The sequence below is a fragment of the Kaistia geumhonensis genome, assembly GCF_030815145.1.
Taxonomy (GTDB): Bacteria; Pseudomonadota; Alphaproteobacteria; order Rhizobiales; family Kaistiaceae; genus Kaistia; species Kaistia geumhonensis.
Map to the genome: position 1 here is coordinate 3,081,038 of NZ_JAUSWJ010000001.1, position 18,155 is coordinate 3,099,192.

18 protein-coding genes are annotated in these 18,155 nt (G+C 67.2%); 11 read left to right on the forward strand and 7 right to left on the reverse strand.

The genetic code is table 11. The features are described from left to right. Positions 1–46: 46 nt before the first annotated feature. A complete protein-coding gene (gene mdoH, locus QO015_RS14615; protein WP_266278541.1) occupies positions 47–2,266 on the reverse strand; it encodes a glucans biosynthesis glucosyltransferase MdoH in 2,220 nt (739 codons plus the stop codon). Next, the gene (locus QO015_RS14620) at positions 2,248–3,846 is read right to left on the reverse strand and encodes an OpgD/OpgG family glucan biosynthesis protein (RefSeq protein ID WP_266278540.1); all 1,599 of its coding nucleotides are present in this window, start codon (positions 3,844–3,846) and stop codon (positions 2,248–2,250) included. The genes mdoH and QO015_RS14620 overlap by 19 nt, the downstream gene beginning before the upstream one ends. A 305-nt stretch (positions 3,847–4,151) precedes the next feature. Here QO015_RS14620 and QO015_RS14625 point away from each other — a divergent pair, with 305 nt between their 5' ends. The 5 genes from QO015_RS14625 (at position 4,152) to QO015_RS14645 (ending at position 9,863) form a co-directional block, all read left to right on the forward strand. Continuing rightward, positions 4,152–5,069, forward strand: a complete 918-nt coding sequence (locus QO015_RS14625) for a ribokinase (protein WP_266278539.1) — start codon at positions 4,152–4,154, stop codon at positions 5,067–5,069. A 148-nt stretch (positions 5,070–5,217) separates the two neighbouring features. Continuing rightward, a complete protein-coding gene (locus QO015_RS14630; RefSeq protein WP_266278538.1) occupies positions 5,218–6,750 on the forward strand; it encodes a UxaA family hydrolase in 1,533 nt (510 codons plus the stop codon). Positions 6,751–7,067: 317 nt separating this feature from the next. After that, a complete protein-coding gene (locus tag QO015_RS14635) occupies positions 7,068–7,808 on the forward strand; it encodes an ATP-binding cassette domain-containing protein (RefSeq protein ID WP_266278537.1) in 741 nt (246 codons plus the stop codon). Beyond that, positions 7,805–8,833 carry an ABC transporter permease gene (locus QO015_RS14640; protein WP_266278536.1) on the forward strand — a complete coding sequence of 343 codons (1,029 nt, stop codon included), beginning with the start codon at positions 7,805–7,807 and terminating at the stop codon, positions 8,831–8,833. Before QO015_RS14635 ends, QO015_RS14640 begins: the two co-directional genes overlap by 4 nt. 85 nt (positions 8,834–8,918) lie before the next feature. Next, complete coding sequence (locus QO015_RS14645; protein ID WP_370877420.1) at positions 8,919–9,863, forward strand: sugar-binding protein; 945 nt, start codon at positions 8,919–8,921, stop codon at positions 9,861–9,863. Positions 9,864–9,930: 67 nt separating this feature from the next. Here the strand turns inward: QO015_RS14645 and QO015_RS14650 are convergent, their stop codons facing one another. Further along, a complete protein-coding gene (locus QO015_RS14650; protein WP_266278535.1) occupies positions 9,931–11,280 on the reverse strand; it encodes an Nramp family divalent metal transporter in 1,350 nt (449 codons plus the stop codon). A gap of 236 nt (positions 11,281–11,516) precedes the next feature. Between QO015_RS14650 and QO015_RS14655 the strand changes: the two genes are divergently transcribed. Genes QO015_RS14655 through QO015_RS14670 form a run of 4 tightly spaced genes read left to right on the forward strand, consistent with a single transcriptional unit; the run spans position 11,517 to position 13,950 of the window. Next, positions 11,517–11,834: an ArsR/SmtB family transcription factor gene (locus QO015_RS14655; protein WP_266282331.1), complete on the forward strand. Its 318-nt coding sequence runs from the start codon at positions 11,517–11,519 to the stop codon at positions 11,832–11,834. Further along, positions 11,827–12,336 carry an SRPBCC family protein gene (locus QO015_RS14660; RefSeq protein ID WP_266278534.1) on the forward strand — a complete coding sequence of 170 codons (510 nt, stop codon included), beginning with the start codon at positions 11,827–11,829 and terminating at the stop codon, positions 12,334–12,336. The genes QO015_RS14655 and QO015_RS14660 overlap by 8 nt, the downstream gene beginning before the upstream one ends. A 10-nt stretch (positions 12,337–12,346) precedes the next feature. Beyond that, positions 12,347–12,949 (forward strand): ATP-dependent Clp protease proteolytic subunit, encoded by a 603-nt coding sequence (locus QO015_RS14665; protein WP_266278533.1) that lies wholly within the window; start codon positions 12,347–12,349, stop codon positions 12,947–12,949. 59 nt (positions 12,950–13,008) lie between these two features. Further along, entirely contained in the window at positions 13,009–13,950 is a 942-nt protein-coding gene (locus tag QO015_RS14670; RefSeq protein WP_266278532.1) for an aldo/keto reductase, read from the forward strand. 3 nt (positions 13,951–13,953) lie between these two features. On the opposite strand, the gene QO015_RS14675 is transcribed toward QO015_RS14670, so the two are convergent. Together QO015_RS14675 and QO015_RS14680 are read right to left on the reverse strand one after the other, a co-directional pair. Beyond that, positions 13,954–14,379 carry a hypothetical protein gene (locus tag QO015_RS14675; protein WP_266278531.1) on the reverse strand — a complete coding sequence of 142 codons (426 nt, stop codon included), beginning with the start codon at positions 14,377–14,379 and terminating at the stop codon, positions 13,954–13,956. A gap of 74 nt (positions 14,380–14,453) precedes the next feature. Beyond that, a complete protein-coding gene (locus QO015_RS14680) occupies positions 14,454–14,729 on the reverse strand; it encodes a hypothetical protein (protein WP_266278530.1) in 276 nt (91 codons plus the stop codon). Between QO015_RS14680 and QO015_RS14685 the strand changes: the two genes are divergently transcribed. Continuing rightward, complete coding sequence (locus QO015_RS14685; protein WP_266278529.1) at positions 14,728–15,762, forward strand: aspartate-semialdehyde dehydrogenase; 1,035 nt, start codon at positions 14,728–14,730, stop codon at positions 15,760–15,762. The genes QO015_RS14680 and QO015_RS14685 overlap by 2 nt on opposite strands. 163 nt (positions 15,763–15,925) lie before the next feature. Here the strand turns inward: QO015_RS14685 and QO015_RS14690 are convergent, their stop codons facing one another. Then, on the reverse strand, positions 15,926–16,585 hold the full coding sequence (locus QO015_RS14690; RefSeq protein WP_266278528.1) for a carbonic anhydrase: 660 nt from the start codon (positions 16,583–16,585) through the stop codon (positions 15,926–15,928). Positions 16,586–16,790: 205 nt separating this feature from the next. Between QO015_RS14690 and QO015_RS14695 the strand changes: the two genes are divergently transcribed. Further along, positions 16,791–17,594, forward strand: coding sequence for a hypothetical protein (locus tag QO015_RS14695; protein ID WP_266278527.1), 804 nt, complete (start codon positions 16,791–16,793; stop codon positions 17,592–17,594). A gap of 12 nt (positions 17,595–17,606) precedes the next feature. Here the strand turns inward: QO015_RS14695 and QO015_RS14700 are convergent, their stop codons facing one another. Further along, entirely contained in the window at positions 17,607–18,104 is a 498-nt protein-coding gene (locus QO015_RS14700) for an OsmC family protein (protein ID WP_266278526.1), read from the reverse strand. Positions 18,105–18,155: the final 51 nt, after the last annotated feature.

An 18,155-nucleotide genomic window follows, 5' to 3' on the forward strand; every position in this document is an offset into this window, starting at 1 on the left:
CGCTGCACTGCCCACAGATGCGGCAGTTTGGCGTTGCGGAAAAGGACTAGCCTGCCGGCAGCTCGGCGAGCCGAACCAGGAGGAAGGGCGTTGCGAGCACCATCGCGCGTTCCTTTTCCGTCATGAAGGCGACGGCTTCCGTGGCGGTGTCGGCTTCGGAGATCTTTGCGGCGGCGAGCGCTTCGACGGGATCGATCACACCGCGAGGACGTTCCGGAACGCGGTCGACCAGCGCAAGATGGGCGGCGCGCCAGCGTGGGTCGGCGACGAGATCTGCCATGGACGGCCTGTTGGCGACCGCAGTCTCGTAGACGGGACGAAGCGCCGTCGCGGCGCTCACGATCGGCGGCGGTTGCGCTTCCTCGGGCGTGCGCAAGAGGCCCATCCGTCTGACGATCCGGCCGACCCGGTTGGAGCCGGTGATGCCGGAGATCGGCACGGCCAGGATGAGGCCGAGCAGTGCCGGCGCCAGCCACGCGACCAGCACCCAGGAATCGAGCGAGGCGGCGAACAGGAGAGCGAGGCCCGTCAGGACGTGCCAGCGATGGCGGATGACAAGCGAGCGCAGCGGAACGCCGCCGTCGTCGCGCCGCTGCGGCTTCCAGCCCGAGTCGCGGCCGATCAGGATCGAGACGATGGCGCCGGTGTGGACCAGCATCATGATGGGCGCCATCAGCGCGGAGACGAGGATCTCGAAGAAGAAGCTCGCGATGGTGCGGAAGCCGCCGACGGCGCGCCGGGCGTCGCGATCGCGCAGGAAGGCGATGAGGCCCATGATCTTCGGTGCGAAGAGGACCGCCAGCGTCAGGGCGAACAGGCGGAGGGCGCGCTCGGCATCGATCACCGGCCAGGTCGGGAAGAGCTGGAACTCGTCGGTGAAATATTCCGGACGGATGAAATGCGCCTGCAGCGACAAGGCGAGGCCCGCGAGGATCAGCAGCAGCCAGAGCGGCGAGGCCAGGTAGGAGCCGATCCCCGTCAGGAGATGGATGCGGCTCACCCAGTGGAGGCCGCGGGCCGGCAGAACGAAGAGATGCTGCAGATTGCCCTGGCACCAGCGGCGGTCTCGCACGGCGAGATCGATGATCGAGGGCGGGCTTTCCTCGTAGGATCCGACGAGATCGTCGGCGATGCGGACCGTCCAGCCGGCGCGCCGCAGAAGCGCCGCTTCCACGAAGTCGTGGCTGAGGATATGGCCGCCGAAGGGCGGACGGCCGGGAAGGTCCGGCAATCCGGCGGCGTCGAGGAAGGCGCGGCTGCGGATGATCGCGTTGTGGCCCCAGTAATTGCCTTCGGATCCCGTCCAGAACGAGAGCCCGGCGCCGACGATCGGCCCGTAAACGCGGCCGGCGAACTGCTGCAGGCGTGCGAGGATCGTGGTGCCGTTGACGAGGCTCGGAATGGTCTGGATCAGTCCGGCGTCGGGATCGCGTTCCATGCGCCGCGCGAGCTCGACGATGGTTTCCGGCGCCATGAGGCTGTCGGCGTCGAGTACGAGGATATACTCGTAGGCGCCGGCCCAGCGCATGCAGAAATCGGCGACGTTGCCGGCCTTGCGGGCGACGTTGCGGCGGCGGCGGCGATAGAAGATGCGTGCCCGATCCCCGAGACGCTCCCGGATCGCCATCACCGCGGCTTCCTCGGCGAGCGCGACATCGGGATCCGTCGTATCGGCGAGCACGAACCAGTCGAAGGCCTCGCCATGGCCGAGCGCGGCGAGTCCTTCCGCCATGGCCTCGATGCCCGCGAAGACCCGGGACGGGTCCTCGTTGTAGGTCGGCATCAGGATCGCCGTTCGCGAGGCGAGCGGCCCCGTCGGGCCGACCGGCGGCGCGCCGAGACGGCCGATGATCATTCCGTAACCGGCGATGGCGCTGGTGAAGGCCATCGCGATCCAGCCGAAATTGAGCGCGAAGAGGATGAGGACCGCGATCTCGACGGGCGTGAGACCTCCGACCTCCAGGACCTGCTCCATCTCGTAGACGGCGATGGCGGCCAGCGCGAAGGCGCCGCCAAGCACCGACACGCGCCGCAGGATCGAGGAACGCGAGCGGCGGGGATCGACGAAACTCCGGCGGTTGCGGCGGCGAAACCGCCACAACGACTGAACCGGCATGTCGGACGCGACCTCGGGAGGCATGCCCCGCGGTTCGGCGGCCGGCGGCTTCGGCTTCTCGGCGACAACCGAATCCGGCGGCGGGGGCGATGCGGTGTCCGCGTCCGCCCTCCGTTCCGCCAGAACCTCCGTCACGCCGTTGCCGTCCATCGATAGACCCAGGTTTCCGAGGCGCGGCCGTCAGGGAAGGTCAGCACGGTGCGCAGCTCGATGAGATTGGCGCTTTCCGGATCGATCTCGAAATTGACGCGCCAACCCTGGCCGTCGCCGATCAGCGGGTTCGGTTGAACGACGACATTGCTGACCTTGCCGGCCGAAGCGGTCACGGTTGCCTTGGGCTCCTCGGCAGGCTTGCCCTCCAGGACCTGGTAGGGCGCGAAGTCGATGACGAACCGGCGCGCGGGGCCGTCGCCCTCCAACTGTGCCCGGCCCACCATTGTTCCATGGACCACCATGCCACCGGCGACATAGGCCGGGTCGCCGCCCCAGGAGAGGCGGTAGGCGAAGGAGTATTCCGAACCGGCCGGAATCGGGTCCTTCGGCTGCCAGTAGGCGACGATGTTGTCGTGGATCTCGGAATTGGTCGGGATCTCGACGAGCGTCACGGCACCCGTGCCCCAGTCGCCGACCGGCTCGACCCAGAGGCTCGGCCGCTTCTCGTAGACGGCCTCGAGATCCTCGTAGGTGACGAAGTCGCGGTCGCGCTGGATGAGGCCGAAGCCGCGCGGACCGGCGTCGACGAAGGCGCTGATCTGCAGCGTCGAAGGATTGGAGAGCGGTCGCCACAGCCGTTCGCCACGGCCGTTGACCATCAGCAGGCCGTCCGAATCATGCACCTCGGGCCGGAAGTCGTCGACATTGGTGCGGTCATTGGGGCCGAAGAAGAACATGCTGGTGCCGGGCGCGAGGCCGACCTTGGCCATGTCGACGCGCGGGAAGAGGTCCGCCTCGACATCCATGACCGTCGGAAGGCCGGGACGGATCGTGAAGCGATAGGCGCCGGTGACGCTCGGGCTGTCGAGCAGCGCATAGAGGACGATGGTGTCGCTGTCCTGGATCGGCGTCTCGACCCAGAAGGCGCGGAAGATCGGGAACTCCTCGCCCTCGGGCTCGGCGGTCTTCACGGCGAGGCCGCGCGCCGAGATGCCGTAGACCTGGCCGCGTCCGAGCGAACGGAAATAGCTCGCGCCCTGGAAGACGACGATCTCGTCGAAGTAGTCCGGCTTGTTCAGCGGCCCGTGGATGCGGATGCCGGCAAAGCCGATATCGGTATTGGGAATGCCCTTCGGCACCAGGGGCCCGAAATCGAACAGGTCGGTCGAATAGGGAAGGTGCTTCGCCTCGCCTTCCTTCACGATCGCGACTTCGATCGGCTCCTTGAAGTAGAAGCCGGGATGGAACAGCTGGAGCGTGAAGGGAAGGCCGGAGCCCTGCCAGACCGAGGCGGCGGTCTTGAAGCGGATGTCGCGATACTGGTCGTAGGTGAGGTTCTGCAGCACGTCGGGCAGCCGCGAGGCCGGCGCCGCGAAGGGCACGCGCGACAGGCGGCGGGCGATCTCTGTCACCGTCGAGCGCGTGAACGGCCCATCGGTGGCCAGCGAGGCTGCGACATTGGTCGTCTGGGCGAGCGCCTGACCCGGCAGGAGCGTGCCGAGCGCGGCCGCCGCCGCGGTGGCCGCTGCCGAAGCGAGGAGACGCCGACGGGTGAGTTGATACGAAGCTGTCATCATCTTGTCTGTCTGGTCCGGACCGAAGTCGCAGTAACGGGATGATCGTGGCAAACTCTCGACGATCTCCAAACTCGGCTATGGCGTAGCCGATTTGGTTCACCTCGTCGATGGTTCCGGACCTTCCCTCCGCATGTCGAGCGAGGGTCCCGATGTGGCGATCCTAGCGGCATTTCGCCGGCGGCGAAATGCCGATGCTGCGTCGCGAAATCAACGAGCCGGCGACCGCTTCTCCCAGCGCGCCGCCGCCCGCTTGACCGGGCCGCGGCGTCTCGACACCCTCGCGCGAGAAAACGCGAGGGAACGACATGATCACCGTCTTCGGATCCATCAACATCGATCTCGTCTGCCGCACGGCGCATCTGCCGCGGCCGGGCGAGACCGTGCCCGGTTCGGATTACGAGCTGATCCCGGGCGGCAAGGGCGCCAACCAGGCGCTCGCGGCACGGCGGGCCGGCGCGTCGGTGCGCATGGTCGGGGCGGTCGGCGGCGACGACATGGCGGCGATCGCGCTGGCCGAACTGGAGCGCGACGGCGTCGATCTCGGCGCGCTGGTGCGGCGCGGCCCGACGACCGGCATGGCGGTGATCACGGTGGATTCGCATGCCGAGAACACCATCGTGCTCTCGCCGGGGGCCAATGCGCGCCTGAAGGCATCCGATCTCGACGCCGTTCGCCCGGGCGCCGGCGATACGCTGCTCCTTCAGATGGAAGTGCCCTTCGCGGAGAGCCTCGCTGCGGCGCGGGCCGCCCGGGCCGCGGGCGCGCGTGTGCTTCTGTCGATCGCGCCCTTCCTGCCGATCGAACGCGAGGCGCTCGCAGAGGCGGACATCATCCTCGTCAACGAGACGGAAGCCGCCGATCTCGCGCGCCATCTCGGCCTCCCCGTCGGTTCCGGCGGCGCGGAGACGGTGGCGACCCTCTCCGGGGCGCTCGGATGCGCGGTCATTGCCACGCTCGGTGCCGAGGGGGCCGTCGCCGCGAGCGAGGGCGCGACCATCGCCGTTCCGGCGCTCGAAGTGGTTCCCGTGGACACCACCGGGGCGGGAGACACCTTCGCCGGCGTGCTTGCGGCTCTGCTCGACCAGGGCGAGAGCCTCGAGACGGCGCTGCAGTTCGCCGCGGCGGCCGGATCGCTGTCCTGCACGAAGGCGGGAGCCCAGCCCAGTTTCCCGCGCCGCGCCGCCATCGAGGAGGCGCTGGCCGGAGCCCCTTCTTTTCCGTGACAAGCGGCCGGCACTTCCTGTAGAGATTCCATTCAGTTCACCAGTGAATGAATTCTGCGTCCGTGGGCGTCGTTTCCATTGCGGCGGCCAGCCGCGATCCCGATATGCCGTCTGACACCAGGCCGAACGCCAGCCGATCGAGAACCCGATGACCGCCACCACGACAGCTCCGCCCCGCACGCTTCGCCTCAACGCCGCCGACAATGTGCGCGTCGCGATCGACACCATCATGCCGGGCACGCTCGTCGAGGGCATCGCCGCGGTCCAGCGCATCCCCAAGGGCCACAAGATGGCGATCGCCGGGATCGCGGAAGGCGCGCCGGTGCTGAAGTTCGGCCAGATCATCGGTTTCGCGAAGCAGCCGATCGCGCCCGGCGAGCACATTCACGAGCACAATTGCGGCATGCACGACTTCGACCGCGATTATCAGTTCGCGGAAGGGGCTCATGACGACGGCATGCTGCCGGAGAGCGAGCGCCGCACCTTCGAGGGCTACAAGCGTCCGAACGGCAAGGTCGGCACGCGCAACTATATCGGCGTCCTGACCAGCGTGAACTGCTCGGCCACCGTCGCGCGCCATATCGCCGAAGCGTTCAACCGCTCGGGCCTGCTCGATGCGTTCCCCAATGTCGACGGCGTCGTGCCCTTCGTGCATGGCACCGGCTGCGGCATGGGCGGCTCCGGCGAGGGCTACGAGACGCTCGAGCGCACGCAGTGGGGCTATGCCAGCCATCCCAACCTCGCCGGCGTGCTGGTGGTCGGGCTCGGCTGCGAGGTATTCCAGATCCCGCGGCTGATGAAGTCCTACAATCTCGTCGAGCATGACGGCTTCCGGACCATGACGATCCAGGAGACGGGCGGCACGCGTCGGACCATCGAGCGCGGCGTCGACATGATCCGCGAAATGCTGCCGGCGGCGAACGCCTTCACCCGCACCACGCAGCCAGTCGCCGACATCATGGTCGGCCTGCAGTGCGGCGGCTCCGACGGCTATTCCGGCATCACCGCCAATCCGGCGCTCGGTTATGCCTCCGACCTCCTCGTGAAGCATGGCGGCACGACCATTCTCTCGGAGACGCCGGAAATCTATGGCGCCGAGCACCTGCTGACCCGCCGCGCGGCCAACCGCGAGGTCGGCGAGAAGCTGGTGGATCTCATTCACTGGTGGGAAGACTACACCGAGCGCAACCAGGGCGAGATGAACAACAATCCCTCGCCGGGCAACAAGGCGGGCGGCCTCACCACCATCCTCGAGAAGTCGCTCGGCGCCGCCGCCAAGGGCGGCACCGCGACGCTGCGCGGCGTCTACCGCTATGCCGAGCCAATCGACGCGCATGGCTTCGTCTACATGGACAGCCCCGGCTACGACCCGGCGGCCGTGACCGGCCAGATCGCGTCCGGCGCCAACATGATCGTCTTCACCACCGGCCGCGGCTCGGCCGCCGGCTACAAGCCGACGCCCTCGATCAAGCTCGCCACCAATTCCGATCTCTATGCGCGCATGACCGAAGACATGGACATCAATTGCGGCGACATCCTCGAGGGTGTCTCCATCGAGAAGAAGGGCGAGGAGATCTTCGAGGAGATCATCGCCGTCGCCTCCGGCAAGCACTCGAAGTCCGAGGAACTCGGTTATGGCGATGCGGAGTTCGTGCCCTGGCAGATCGGCGCCGTGATGTAGCGCCTGCGGCGCAGGCCTCACGCCTTATTCGACCATCAAGGAAGCGGTCACGACCTGTCGTGGCCGCTTTTTTCGTGTTCCGCCGGCATTCGGCACCCTTCCGCGCCTGCTCGGCGGGCGGCGACTCGAACCCCATTTTGAGGTACGCTCATCAAGGCGGTTGACCGCTTGGGCAATATCCGTCTTATAATAGTACTAGTTGCCGGGCCGGGAGAGGAGGCCCTGTCCGGCATGCCTCTGCGTGATCGGGTGCCGCGGCACCCGGCGGCTGCCCGACGGGCGCAGGCGGAGGCGATCTGCCAACCGGGGAGGGAGAGTTGGCGCTTCTTGAACTACGCAATGTCAGCAAGGATTTCGGCGCCATCCGTGCGCTGAACGATGTGAGCTTCACCGTCAAGCCGGGCGAAATCGTCGGGTTGATGGGGGACAACGGCGCCGGCAAGTCGACGCTCGTCAAGATCATGTCGGGGATCTACCAGCCGACGCATGGCGAACTGCTGTTCGGCGGTGAGCGGGCCCACATTCATTCGCCGGGCGAGGCACGGCGTCTCGGTATCGAGACCGTCTACCAGGATCTCGCACTCGCCGATAACCTGACGGCTTCGGCCAACATCTTTCTCGGGCGCGAGCTGAAGGCCGGCTTGGGTCCGTTCAAGCTGTTGCGCCACCGGGCGATGAACGCGCGGGCGGTCGAGCTGTTCGCCGAGCTGAAATCGGAGACCCGCGCCGACGATCTCGTCAGACAAATGTCGGGCGGGCAGCGGCAGGCGGTCGCGATCGCGCGCACCCGTCTCACCGATGCGCGCGTGATCCTGATGGACGAGCCGACGGCGGCAATCTCGGTTCGCCAGGTCGCCGAGGTGCTCGGCCTCATCCACCGCCTGCGCGACGCGGGCATCGCCGTGATCCTGATTTCGCATCGCATGCCGGACGTGTTCGCCGTCTGCGAGCGCGTCATCGTCATGCGGCGCGGCTCCAAGGTCGCCGACAAGCCCATCGCCGGCTCCTCGCCCGAGGAAGTCACGGCGCTCATCACCGGTGCGCTCGAGGCGGCATGATGGTCGATACGGTCCAGGGTTTCTCCAACGTCCGTCGCAGCCGCTTCTGGCAGCGTGGGTTCTTCGCCAGCCAGACGGCCTATGTGCTGCTGGCGCTCGTCGTCCTCATCGTCGCGATGAGCTTCGCGTCGGACAATTTCCTTTCACCGGGCAATGTCTCGAACATCGTCCGCAACTTCTCCTTCATCGCCATCGCCACGCTCGGCATCACGCTGGTGATCATCACCGGCGGCATCGACCTTTCGGTCGGATCGACCATGGCGCTGTCGGCGACGACGACCTCGCTGACCATGGTCGGGCTCAGCGCCGCCGGCTTCTATCCGTTTCCCGGATCGCAGCTGATCCTCGCGCTTCTCGCCGGCTTCGGAACCGCGGCGATCATCGGCTTCGCCAACGGCTTCGCGATCGCCAAGCTGAAGCTGTCGCCCTTCGTGACGACGCTCGGCTCGCTGTCGATCGTGCGCGGCCTGACCTATGTCGCGACGCAGGGGCGGGGAACGGCGCCGACCGGGCCGGACAAGGCGCTGTTCCTCGCGATCACCTCGGGCCAGGTCGGCGGCATTCCCGTCAGCTTCCTCTATCTGGTCATCCTCGCCGTGCTGATGTGGGTGGTGCTGAACCACACCGCCTGGGGCCGCCATGTCTATGCGATCGGCGGCAACGAGGCGGCCGGCCGGCTGACAGGCGTCGCCGTCGACCGGGTGAAGATCCAGGTCTACGTGCTCTGTTCGCTGGCGGCCGGCTTCAACGGCATCATCATCTCGGGCTGGCTGGGCTCGGCGCCGGCCAATCTCGCCCAGGCCTACGAACTCACCATCATCGCGGCGGCCGTCATCGGCGGCGCCAACCTCGCCGGCGGCGTGGGAGGCGCCTCGGGCGCGATCATCGGCTGCATCCTGATCGAGGTCATCCGCAACGGCCTGGTGCTCGCGCGGGTCGATCCGTACTGGCAGCAGACGCTCGTCGGTTGCATCATCGTCGCGGCGGTCCTCGTCGACCGCTTCAGATCACTGCGCAGCGGCTGAGGGGCCGCGGCGGAGCGAGCGGGCGGCCGAACGCCGCCCGCATATGTGGGGGAGCCCGGCACATCCGGGTCACAAGGAGGAGAGCATGAACATCCTGAAATCGCTCGCGGCCGTCGCGCTCGCGTCGGTCGCCCTGTCGGGCGTCGCCCATGCCGCCGACAGCTACAGGTTCGCCGTCGTTCCGAAGGCGATGAACAATCCGTTCTTCGATCTCGCCCGCGACGGCTGCATGGAAGAGGCCAAGAAGCTCGGCAATATCGAGTGCATCTACCAGGGCCCGGTCGAGCACGAGCCGGCCACGCAGGCGCAGATCATCGACGATCTGATCACGCAGAAGGTCGACGGCCTCGCCATCTCGGTGTCCGATGCGGCCGCCGCGACGACGATGATCAACAAGGCGGTGGAAGCCGGCATTCCGGTCATCACCTTCGATTCGGACGCGGCCGAATCGAAGCGCTCCGCCTATGTCGGGACCGACAACAAGGAGTTCGGCAAGGCGCTCGGCGAGGAGCTGCTGAAGCTGAAGCCGGAAGGCGGCACCTATGGCATGATCTCGGGCGGCGCCGCTGCTCCGAACCTCGCCCTTCGCGTCGATGGCGTCCGCGAGGCGCTCAAGGGCTCGAAGTGGACCGAAGTGCCCGGTTCGCCCACCTTCTCGAACGACGACGTGACGCTCGCCGTCCAGCAGGCCGGTGATCTCAAGACCGCCAATCCGGACATCGCCGCGATCGTGCCGGTCGGTGGCTGGCCGATGTTCGCGCCCGACGGCTGGAAGAACTTCGTCGAGCCGTTCAAGGCCGATGTCGCCTCGAAGAAGCTGGCGCTCGTCGTTGCCGATACGCTGCCGGTCCAGCTCGAGCTGCTCCGGGACGGCTACGCCAACGCGCTGGTCGGCCAGCGGCCGCACGAGATGGGCGTCGTCGCCATGCAGACGCTGCTGAAGCTGAAGAAGGGCGAGAAGGTCGACGAGATCATCTATACCGGTCTCGATCGAGTCACGGCCGCCAATGTCAGCGAGTTCGTGAAGTAGGGCTCGCCTCGAGTCGCGCCGCGGCGGTGGGCAGCCGCGGCGCATTCTCTCAGGTCGCGGCGGACGTTCAGCCCGTCGCGACGTCGTAGAGCAGCTTCAGATTGAGCACGATGATGATCGCCGCCGTCACGGCCGCGACCGCCGTCAGCCATCGCGGCGCCAGGAAGACGCCCATCTTGCGGCGCTCGGCCGTGAACATCACCAGCGGCACGACCGCGAAGGGAAGCTGCAGGCTGAGGATGACCTGCGACAGGATCAGCAGCTTTCCCGTTCCCTCCGCGCCATAGGCGATCGTCACCGCCGCTGCCGGCACGATGGCGATGCCGCGCGTGATGAGCCGCCGCAGCCATGGCTGCAGGCGGATATTGATGAAGCCCTCCATGACGATCTGGCCGGCCATGGTCGCCGTCACTGTCGAGTTGAGGCCGCAGCAGAGCAGCGCGACGGCGAAGAGCGTCGGGGCGAGCGCCGATCCGAGCAGCGGATGCAGCAGCGCATAGGCCTTGTCGAGCTCGACGACGTCGTATTCGCCGCGCGCATGGAAGGCGGAGGCGGCGAGGATCAGGATCGACGCGTTGATCGTCAGCGCGAACATGAGCGCGAGCGTCGAGTCGATCGTCGCATAGCGGATCGCGTCGCGCTTGCCGGCTTCGTCCGTCGCATAGGCTCGGGTCTGCACGATGCCGGAATGCAGATAGAGATTATGCGGCATGACCGTCGCGCCGATGATGCCGAGCGCGAGATAGAGCATGTCCGGGTTGGTGACGAGCTCGGTGGTCGGGGCGAAACCGCGGATGACGCCGCCCCAGTCCGGGCTCGCCATCATGATCTGCACCAAGAATGAAGCGGCGATCACACCGAGCAGCGTGATGACCAGCGCCTCCACGAAGCGGAAGCCCTTCGCCTGCAGCCACAAGACGAGGAAGACGTCGAGCGAGGTGATGATGACGCCGATTTCGAGCGGAATGCCGAACAGCAGGTTCAGGCCGATCGCGGTGCCGATCACCTCTGCCAGGTCGGTGGCGCAGATGGCGATCTCGGCGAGGATCCACAGCACGAAGGCGACTGGGGCGGGATAGGCGTCGCGGCAGGCCTGGGCTAGATCGCGGCCGGTCGCGACGGCGAGCCGGGCCGCAAGCGCCTGCAGGATGATCGCCATGATGTTCGAGAGCAGCGCGACGAACAGCAGCGCATAGCCGAAGGACGAGCCGCCCGCGAGCGACGTCGCCCAGTTGCCGGGATCCATGTAGCCGACGGCGACGAGATAGCCCGGCCCGAGAAAGGCGGCTGCCTTGCGCCAGCCGGGTCCGGACGCCGCGACCGCGACCGAACCATGCACCTCCGACATCGAGGGGAGGCCGCGCGCTCGTCGCCAGCCCGTCGCCTCGCCCTGCTGCTCACTGTCCAGCACGCGCATGGTCCTATCCCAGATGAAAATGCGAACTATTCGCATTTAGGAATGCGCGTCGATGAATGTCAACGCGAAAGGCACGGCCTTCCGTGCCTGCGCTTTGGCCAGGCGCGGATCGCAGGCGCCGCGGGCCTCTGGCGGCGATTGTTCTGATTCGTGCAACGCTCGGACCGTCGCTCCCAACGTAGCGTCGTGCCACCGGGCGCTTGCGAATCACATAAGTGGTGGCTTATGTATTGCGCATGATGCTGCCCGATACGTTTCGCGCCCTCGCCGATCCGACCCGCCGCGCCGTCTTCGAGCGGCTCGCGACGGGCGAGATGAGCGTCAGCCAGCTCACGGCGCGTTTTGATGTCTCGCAGCCGGCCATCTCGCAGCATCTCGCGACGCTGAAGGCGGCGGGCCTGGTCACCGAGCGGCGCGAGGGCCGCTTCGCCTATTACCGGGCGGCGCCGGAAGGGCTGGCGCCACTCGCCGACTGGATCGACCGCTATCGCAGCTTCTGGCCGGAGCGGATCGATCGCCTCAAGGACATCCTGAAAGGACTGGACGATGAATGATCGTGAGCCGGCAAGGGAGACGAAGACCGTCGCACTCGTGCTCGAGACCGATCTCGATGCGCCGGCGGACCGGGTGTGGCGGGCGCTCACCGATGCATCCATCGTCTCGCAATGGCTGATGGCGGCGACGCCGGGCCCGGACGGCGTCCTGCGCCTCGCCGATCCCGCGCTCGGCGACGGCATCACCGCGGAGATCGTCGAGAGCAACCGGCCGCATCGTCTCGTCTGGCGCTGGCGGCACGAGGAGGGTGGCACGCGCCTCGACAGCACGGTGCGCTTCGAGCTCACGCCGATCGACGAGCGCCGTAGCCGGCTTCGGCTTGTGCATGACGGTTTCGTCGTCCCGGTCGAGCAGCCGGTCGATCGCGTCGTCACCATCGAGGAGGATGCCGTCGTGCTGCTGCCGCTCGCCACCCTTGTCGGGCGCCGCCGTATCCGCCGTCCCCGCCCGCAGGCGCGCCATCGCGGCGCCTGTCCGACCACCCTCCGCCTTGCCGCCTGAGGAGAGCGCCATGACCAGTTTCGTCCCGATGGTCGTCGAACAGTCGAGCCGCGGCGACCGCGCCTTCGATATCTATTCGCGGCTCCTGCGCGAGCGGATCGTCTTTCTCAACGGGCCGATCGACGACACGGTGTCGGCGCTCGTCTCGGCGCAGCTGCTGTTCCTCGAATCCGAGAGCCCGAGCCGCGAGATCGCGCTCTACATCAACTCGCCCGGCGGCTCGGTCACCAGCGCTTTCGCGATCTACGACACGATGCAGTTCATCGGCAGTCCGGTCTCGACGGTCTGCATGGGCACGGCCTGCTCGGCCGGTTCCTTCCTGCTGATGGCCGGGACGCCCGGCCGCCGCATCGCGCTGCCGAATTCCTCGATCATGGTGCATCAGCCGTCCGGCGGCTTCCAGGGCGTGGTCTCGGACATCGAGCGGCATGCCGCAAACATCACCCGCACCAAGCGGCGGCTGAATGCCCTCTATGCCAGGCATTGCGGACGCACGCTCGAGGAGGTCGAGCGCGCCCTCGACCGCGACACCTTCCTCGATGCCGAGGAAGCGAAGGCTTTCGGCCTCGTCGATCACGTCTACGAGACGCGGGCGGAAAGTCTGGCAGCCTGACGACCGGCGCACTATCCTCCGTCGCGACTGCCCATCCCGTCATCGCGAAGGAGCCCGCCATGGAAACCCGCCGCCTCGGGTCGTCAGACCTGTTCGTCTCCGTCCTCGGCCTCGGCTGCAACAATTTCGGCGGCCGCATCGACGCGGCAGAGTCGCGCCGCGTAATCGACGCCGCCCTCGACCATGGCGTCACCTTCCTCGATACCGCCGACATCTATGCCGACACGCGCTCGGAAACGATCATCGGCGAGGTCCTGGAAGGGCGATACGACAAGGTCGTGCTGGCGACGAAGTTCGGCAAGCCGATCGCCGGCAGTGCGGAGCCGCGGCGCGGTTCGCGCGGCTATATCCTGAAGGCGGCCGATGCGTCGCTGAAGCGGCTGCGCACGGAACGCATCGATCTCTATCAGATGCACGAGCCGGATCCGGAGACGCCGATCGAGGAGACGATCGGCGCGCTGGAGGAACTGGTCGCGGCGGGCAAGATCCGCTTCTACGGCGCCTCGAACTTCACTGCCGAGGGCCTGCGCGCCGCGAAGGCTGCGGCCAAGGCCGCGGGCGCGACAGGCTTCGTCTCCAGCCAGGACGAATACAGCCTCGTCGCGCGCGGCATCGAAGCGGAGCTTCTCCCCGAGATCGAGGCCGAAGGCCTGTCGCTCATCCCTTACTTCCCTCTGGCCGCCGGGCTGCTCACCGGCAAGTATCGCCGCGAGGATCGCCCGGAGGGCACCCGCTTCGCAGCCTGGACGGGTCTCGGCGACCGCTATCTCACGCAGCGAAACCGCGAGCTCGCGGCCGCGATCGAGGATTTCGCGTCCGTCAACGGCCGCTCGCTGCTCGACATCGCCTTTCTCTGGCTGCTGGCGCGACCCTCCGTCGCCTCGGTCATCGCCGGCGCGACGCGGCCCGAGCAGATCGCCGCCAACGCCGCCGCGGCGAGCGCCGCGTCCCTCACGCGCGCGGAACTCGAGACGATCGAGGATCTGGCGGAGGTCGCCTGACGGCTACAACTCGATTTCCGGTGCCGTGGGACAGGTCGAAGGCTTCGTGCGGTCCCAGCCGCGCGAGGTCCAGTCCTTCTGCGGCACCGGCGGACCGTCCCTGTCCTCGGGCGCGGTGAAGGTGAAGCAGTTGGCGCCGTCGCGCTCGACGAAGAAGCAGGCGCCCTCGGCTCCCTCGTAGAAGGTGCAGAACCGCCCGTCTTCCACCGTCCACTCGCCGCTGTCGGCGCCGGTCTGGCCGTGATAGCGGATCGAGCCGTCCTCGTTGTAGGTCTCGCTGAAGAACTCGCCGTCGCGATAGATTCCGTCGAGCGTCATGCCGCGGAAGGTCGGGGCGATTTCGGCCTCGCCGAGCTTCTCGCCGGCCAATGCGGCAGGGGAAGCGGCGAGCAAGGCGACCAGCGCGAGGATCCGGAACGGGCGATGCAAGGAAACCTCCCAGCGGCGAACCTTCGGCTCGCTGTTGACTCCGGCGCCGATTTGGCGTCACAAGCAGCGCAATCTCAATCGGGCTTGCCGATGGCCGCGCCTCTTCGTGCCAGTGCGATCCTAACGGGCCGGGTGGCTGCCGTCACCGGGGCGCGCCCGCACGCGCCCGCGCGCCCGAAAACCGTCACCACCACCCCGAAAACCGCGACGACCGGCTGATCGTCCCTCCCGTGCCCCATCGTCTCTCCCTTGGGGTCCGAGGGGGAGATGAGCCGGCCGACGACTTCCCGCAGCGGGAAGCGTCCGGCGGCGCGGGAGAGCGACGCGAACGAAGGAATGAGGATCACCATGGGTTACAAGGTCGCCATCGTCGGTGCCACGGGCAATGTGGGCCGCGAGATGCTGAACATTCTGGACGAGCGGGGCTTTCCGGCCGACGAGGTCGTGGCGCTCGCCTCGCGCCGCAGCCAGGGCACCGAGGTCTCGTTCGGCGATCGGACGCTCAAGGTCAAGCCGCTCGACCAGTACGATTTCTCCGATACCGATATCTGCCTGATGTCGGCGGGCGGCACGGTGTCGAAGGAATGGTCGCCGAAGATCGGGGCCGCCGGCTGCGTCGTGATCGACAACTCCTCGGCCTGGCGCTACGACGCCGAGGTGCCGCTGATCGTGCCGGAAGTGAACGCTGACGCGATCAAGGGCTTCACCAAGAAGAACATCATCGCCAACCCGAACTGCTCGACGGCGCAGCTCGTGGTGGCGCTGAAGCCGCTGCACGACGTCGCGACGATCAAGCGCGTCGTGGTCTCGACCTATCAGTCGGTCTCCGGTGCCGGCAAGGAAGCCATGGACGAACTCTTCACGCAGACCCGCGCGGTCTTCGTGAACGATCCGATCGTCATGGAGAAGTTCACCAAGCGCATCGCCTTCAACCTCATTCCTCACATCGACGTCTTCATGGAGGACGGCTACACGAAGGAAGAATGGAAGGTGATGGCCGAGACCAAGAAGATCCTCGACCCGAAGATCAAGCTGACCTGCACCGCCGTGCGCGTGCCGGTGTTCATCTCGCATTCGGAATCGGTCAACATCGAGTTCGAGAAGCCGATCACCGCGGACGAGGCGCGCGACATCCTGCGCGAGGCGCCGGGCTGCCTGGTCATCGATAATCCGGAAGAGAACCAGTACATCACGCCCTATGAGGCGACCGGCGAGGACGCGACCTACATCTCCCGCATCCGCGAGGACGCTACGGTCGAGAACGGCCTCAATCTCTGGGTCGTCTCGGACAATCTGCGCAAGGGCGCGGCGCTGAACGCCGTCCAGATCGCCGAGGTGCTGGTCAACCGCAAGCTGATCCAGCCGCGCAAGCAGGCCGCCTGAGGATCGGGCGGTAACACCTCGGGCGGTAAAGCCTGAGAACCACGCAGCGTCATGCCCGGGCCTGTCCCGGGCATCTACGTTTCTGGCGGTGAGGCGTGTCGCCGGGGCAGGTCGCGGATGGCCGCAGCGCATGCGGCCATGACGGAGGCCCGGCAGCCGGCGCCTAGCCCTTCGCGACCTCGAAGCGGCCGGTCGCCTGGTCGAGAATGTGCAGTTCGCCCGTCGAGATGTCGAACCAGGCGCCGTGCAGCTCGATCTCGCCGATCTCCTCGAGATTGCGGATCGAGGGGAAGGTGCGGAGGTTCTCGATGCCCTGCCGGATCGAGGCGAACTCGAGCGCCCGCTGCCGACCGGCGGCATCCTCCGGGCTCTCGCAGACGAGCTGTTCGGCCGGGGCGACCAGACTGATCCACTTGCCGATGAAAGCGCTCGGCTCCTCGGGCGCATTCGGTCCCGCATCGCGCGAGGCGATATAGGCCTGCACGCCGCCGCAGCGGCCATGGCCCATCACCAGGATGTAGCGGACCTTGAGGCCCATCACGCCGAACTCGATCGCCGCCGAGGTGCCGTGATATTCGCCATCGGGATCGTAGGGCGGCACGAGATTGGCGACGTTGCGGATGACGAAGAGTTCGCCCGGCGCGGCGTCGAAGATCGTTTCCGGCGCGGCGCGACTGTCGCAGCAGCCGATGATCATGGTGCGCGGACGCTGGCCCGTCTCGGCGAGGATGCGATAGCGCGCGCTTTCCTGTGGCAGTCGCTGGTCGCGGAAGGCGGTATAGCCCCGCAGGAGGCGGCTGGGGAACGCGGGCGTCTCAGTCATCGTCGACCTCGCTGGTGAATATCGCATCATGCAGTGCAGCAAAACGAGGGCCAAATGCAAGCCGGCTCGATGACGCCCCCGTCGATCGCCTGCGACATTCCTGCCACCGGGAACCGTCATTTCGCCGATGCTGCGATGCGGGCACGCCCGTCGGAGGGCGGCCATGCTATGGCGTTGGCAAGAGGCACGACATCGGGGGATATCGATGCACGACTTAGGTTTCAGGCCGCTGGCGCTTCTGGCCGGACTCGCAGCCGGTATCTCGACCATTTCTGCCCAGGCGGCCGACGTGACACCGCCTGAGCCGGTGGTTGCGGCTCCGGTCGCCAAGCAGGACTGGCGCTTCCAGGCGACGATCTATGGCTGGCTTTCCGGCGTCTCCGGCGATGTGGGCGTGCGGGGCATCGGACCGGTCGACATTCACGTCTCGCCGGGGCAGGCCTTGAGCGATCTCGACGGCGCGCTGATGGGCTCGTTCGGCGGCTTCAGCGATCAGTTCATGTTCCTGACCGATTTCATGCTCACCCAGGTGAGCAGCAATGGCCAGATTCGCGACAGCGCCTTCAGCTACGACTATTCGCAGACGCAGATCACGGTGCAGGGCCTCGTCGGCTACATGCTGCCGCTCGGCATGCCGCAGCTGCAGCTCGCCCCGACCGTCGGCTTCCGCTACCAGAATCTTTCCGCCGATCTCGGCGTCAGCCCGGCCTTCCTGCCCGTCACCTTCAGCGACGCGGGAACGGTGCAGTGGATCGATCCCACGATCGGCCTCTACGGCCACTACGATTTCAACGATCGCTGGTTCGTGACGGCGCTCGGCGATGTCGGCGGCTTCGGGGTCGGCTCGAACTTCACCTGGCAGGCCTTCGGCGCCGTCGGCTATAACTGGTCGAAGACTATCTCGACCTCGATCGGCTATCGCGCCATCTACGAAGACTACGAGAGCGGCGGCTTCGTCTACGACACGACGCAGCAGGGCGCCTTCGTCGGCCTCGGCATCCACTGGTAGGCTCGAGGCCGCTCAGCCCTCGCCGGGCGAGATGCTCGGCGGGTCGCTCGCCGGAAAGCTCTCCTCCAGCGCCTCGTCGAGTCGCTCGTCCAGCTCAGCGGGCGTCTCGCCATGAGCGGGACCGGTGACGATCTCGGTGACGATGTCGGCGCCCTGCTTCAGGGTCAGCGTCACCGGCGTCTTCTCGGCGATCTCGGCAAGTCGCTTGCGCTGATCGTCCGAAAGCTCCGCCTCGAAGCCGAGCTGGCGGGTGATGCGCGAGCGGCCATCGATGCGGGCATGGGTGAGCTCGGCACGGATCTCGCCGAGATGCCATCCCTTGCGCTCGGCATACATGCGCAGCGTGATGACCGTGCAGGCCGCGAGGGCACCGAGCAGCAGGTCATAGGGGGCCGGCCCATGGCCGAGGCCTCCGCGCGCCGGCGGCTCGTCGGCGGCAAGCCGGTGCGGCCCGGCCTCGATCGAGACAGCGTAGTTGGTGGTCTCGAGGACCGCCTTGACCGTCGCCATGCCGCTCTCCTTTTCTGCCGTGGCATCCGACCATAGACCAGCGGCGCGGCG